At 58.1% G+C, this 3,372-nt stretch carries 5 protein-coding genes; all 5 read left to right on the top strand.

What is annotated here, in order from left to right; genetic code table 11:
- Nucleotides 1-159 precede the first annotated feature (159 nt).
- Nucleotides 160-1,164, top strand: coding sequence for a phage late control D family protein (locus GOX53_RS29030; RefSeq protein WP_171182355.1), 1,005 nt, complete (start codon nt 160-162; stop codon nt 1,162-1,164).
- Between the two features lie 60 nt (nt 1,165-1,224).
- Entirely contained in the window at nt 1,225-1,575 is a 351-nt protein-coding gene (locus tag GOX53_RS29035; protein ID WP_171182356.1) for a nucleotidyltransferase domain-containing protein, read from the top strand.
- 14 nt (nt 1,576-1,589) lie between these two features.
- Nucleotides 1,590-2,042: a phage baseplate assembly protein V gene (locus GOX53_RS29040; protein ID WP_171182357.1), complete on the top strand. Its 453-nt coding sequence runs from the start codon at nt 1,590-1,592 to the stop codon at nt 2,040-2,042.
- A 146-nt stretch (nt 2,043-2,188) separates the two neighbouring features.
- Entirely contained in the window at nt 2,189-2,926 is a 738-nt protein-coding gene (locus GOX53_RS29045) for a HEPN domain-containing protein (protein ID WP_171182358.1), read from the top strand.
- A gap of 196 nt (nt 2,927-3,122) precedes the next feature.
- The coding region (locus GOX53_RS29050; protein ID WP_217351996.1) for a hypothetical protein at nt 3,123-3,372 on the top strand (250 nt) is incomplete at its 3' end.

Genomic DNA, 3,372 nt, shown 5'->3' on the forward strand with positions numbered 1-3,372 from the left:
GCTGCTGCATCATATCCTGAAGGCAAATCCTGATCTGCTTGGCGATCCCGAAAACTCTGTGCCGCTGGTGTTGCGGCCCGGCCTCACGCTTCGAATCCCAGTACTCGAGCAAGCACAGATCGCGGCGGTGCAGCTGCCGCCCTGGAAACAGGCCACGTCATGATCGGCCCACAACAGCCCTTCGTGGATATCACCGTTGCGGGCACGCCGTCCGGACTATCCCTGGGCGGCTCCCTGCGCGAGTTTATCTATCGCGACGTGCATCATGGCGAGGTCGATGACATCACCCTTAAACTGGCCGACGGCAGCGGGCTGTGGCGCTCGAGCTGGAGTATCGATGAAGGCACCGAGATCTCCGCCGTGATGGGTTATGAGGGCCTGTTCGGCCTGAAGATACCGTGCGGTCTTTACGCCGTCGATGAAACCGAAACCTCGGGCGACGCAGGTGGTGATGTGGCCACCTTCCGGGCACTGTCGGCCTTCACCTCGAAGGAGCTGCGCACCGACCGATCCGAGGCCTACGATCAGATGAGCTTGCAGGGCATCGTTGAAAAGGTCGCCAGCCGTCATCAGTTGAAGGTGGTGGGCACGATCCCCGATCTCAACTTCGAGCGTATCAGCCAGAACAAGCAGAGCGATCTGGCCTTTCTGACCCGGCTTGCAGAGGACTGGGGATGCTACTTCAGTGTCAAGGGCGACCAGTTGGTTTTCTCCGCGCGCGAGTCCATCGAGGCCGCACCTGTTGTCCGACGCTTTGACTTGGTCAAAGGTGACTCCGTCACCCGCTACAGCTTCCGAAAATCCACCCATCGGCTCTATGCCAAAGCCGTCGCTCAATACCTGCATCCGGGCCGCAAGACCGTCCTGTCGGCAGAGGCCGAGGACGCCCGTGTACCGTCCGGTGACACGCTCAAGCTCGATGACCGCACCGAGACGCAGGCCCATGCCGAGCGCCTCTGTGTGGCCCGTCTGGCGCGGGAGAATGACCGTCTCGGCACCGGCCGCATCACCACTGTGGGCGATCCGCTCCTTGTCGCCGGACAGGTGATTGACCTGGGCCAGACCTATGGCCGCTACACGGGCCGTTGGCTGATCACCATGGCCCGGCATCGGTTCAGTTCGGATGGGTACACAACAAGCATCACGGTTAAGTTGGTGGAGTAGAATACGGTGCGCGGGACAACTACATGCGAAACACAGAGCACAACCAAACTGGAGCGACTGGTGAACGGCGGCTTAAGCGATCAGGACAAGCAGGAAATCACTCGCTGGGCAGAACGGCAACCGATAATCCGTCGCGTGATACTCTTTGGCAGCAGGGCACGGGGCACACAGCACGCCAACAGCGATTTCGATTTGGCGATTCAGGTGTTTCCAAGCAGCCCGCACCATCTGGCGCAGCTGGCCAATATGGATTGGAAAGACCGGCGTATCGGGGAGCTAGAGAAGACACTGCAAAACAAAGTTCATCTTGAGTGGTACGCGCCTTGCGCCGGGCTGGCAATCGAACGCTCGATAAAGGACGAGGGCGTGACGGTGTTCTTTCGCCAGACCTTTACTGGGGCCTCGGCCTGATCATGTCGGAACAGATGAAACGGGGCATTGTCGTCGAGGGGCGCGGATCACAGGTGAAGGTCCGGTTTGAGGACAACGATCAGGTTGTCTCCGGCTGGCTCGATGTCGTTCAGCGCAGCACGGCGGGCATGCGGGCGTTCACGCGACCCAAGCCGGGCAGTCAGGTTGTCTGCCAGTTGGATGCAAACCGTGAGGCTGGCGTTGTCCTGGGCGCGCTCTATTCGGACGCCGATCCCGCCCCTTCCGGGGACGAGGGCACTGTGCATTTCGAGATGCCGGACGGATCCACAGTGATTTGGGAAGGTGGCACGTTCACCATCGACCACGCCAGTGGGATTGTGTTGTCCATCGCGGGTAGCAAGATGATCGTGCAGGGCGATCTTGAGGTCCATGGTGATGTCACCGTCACCGGCAAGACCGATCTGAAGGCCACCAAGATCAACGGTGTCACGCAGGTGGCAGATTGAGACAGAGGTTCTCTATGCAGACCTTCCTGTCGTTTGCCTTCGCTTCTTGAAAGGTTGCCTGGGTCGGCGGGCTGTATACCTTCAGATGAACTTGATAGTATGGTCCTCGCCCGTAAGCAGCTACAAACGAATACGGAGGAACGCCATTGCCCAGTGCAGCCTTTGCTCTTTTCAACGGGCGACGCAAGAAAGAGGTCTTGGAGATGGCTTCTGTATTTGAGGAGGTCAATAATCGCCCAGGACCCAATACAAGGCACGCGTTGCTCAACGGCGCACTTGTTCTCCTCGTATCCAGCTGGGAAATCTACTGTGAAGAAGTTTGCCGTCAGGCCGCTCGAATGATCCTTGAGCGTAACAATCTCCGGTTCGATCAACTTACTGACAAACTTCGTAGAGATTTGCTGCAATACGCTGGAAGCGAGTTCAAAGGAAACCAAGACCCGTTAAACGAAAAGGTCGCCTTGCTGCCTGACGGAGGTTGGAAGCAGCTCCTCTCAGATCGATTGGACGGGTATATTCGCGACTTCAATACCCCGAAGTTCAGGCGCCAGCGTGGTAAGGATTTGGACGGGCTCTTCCGCCTCGTACTCGGAGCCAGAGTATCGGATTCTATTGAGGACTTTCTGGCCGAACCCCAGCTCTGCAGCAGATTGGACGAGATTGTCACTCTAAGGGGCGAGATCGCTCATACTGGCGAGGCGGCTCCAGAGGACCGCCTTACAGCCGATCTCATCAGACAGCATACTGTTTCATTCATTGAGGCAGCCGCAGCAATCGACGTGATTTTACATCGGGACTTCCGCCAACGTTTCGGGTTTGCTCCTTGGAGGGTTACAAACCAAGTGCGTGAGGCTGTTCGCGAGCCAGCCCGCATTGGTCTCTAGATCGCACTAACCCTTTGGTCGAAATTGGCTCAAAGCGGTTGTTGCGAACATCGCTTCCCTCGACCCTAATCGGGCTCTTGACTGATCACCATACCCGTGGAACGTGATAGCATCACCCAACTGACTGGTGATTGGTCTGCTCCCCTGAACTGAGTTCAGGTATCTTGTGCCCCCTGCGATCCGGCATCACCCTGCCATGCTGGATCGGAACACCATCACAAACGTACATTGGCAGATGAAGCGCACGGTCGAAGGGTCTGTGTGGGGAGAGATTGCGCCTGATCTCGACGATCTCGCGCAGGAGATCCGGCAGTGCATTCTCACTCCCAAGGGCTCGGTGCCGCTGACCCCGGAAAAGGGCTGTGATCTGGAGCAGTTCCGGGACCGGCCCATGAATGTGCGCAGCCTGTTTGTGGTGGCGGAAGTGCGCGAGGCGCTGCGGCTCT

It is taken from the genome of Ruegeria sp. HKCCD8929 (genome assembly GCF_013031405.1).
GTDB lineage: Bacteria > Pseudomonadota > Alphaproteobacteria > Rhodobacterales > Rhodobacteraceae > Ruegeria.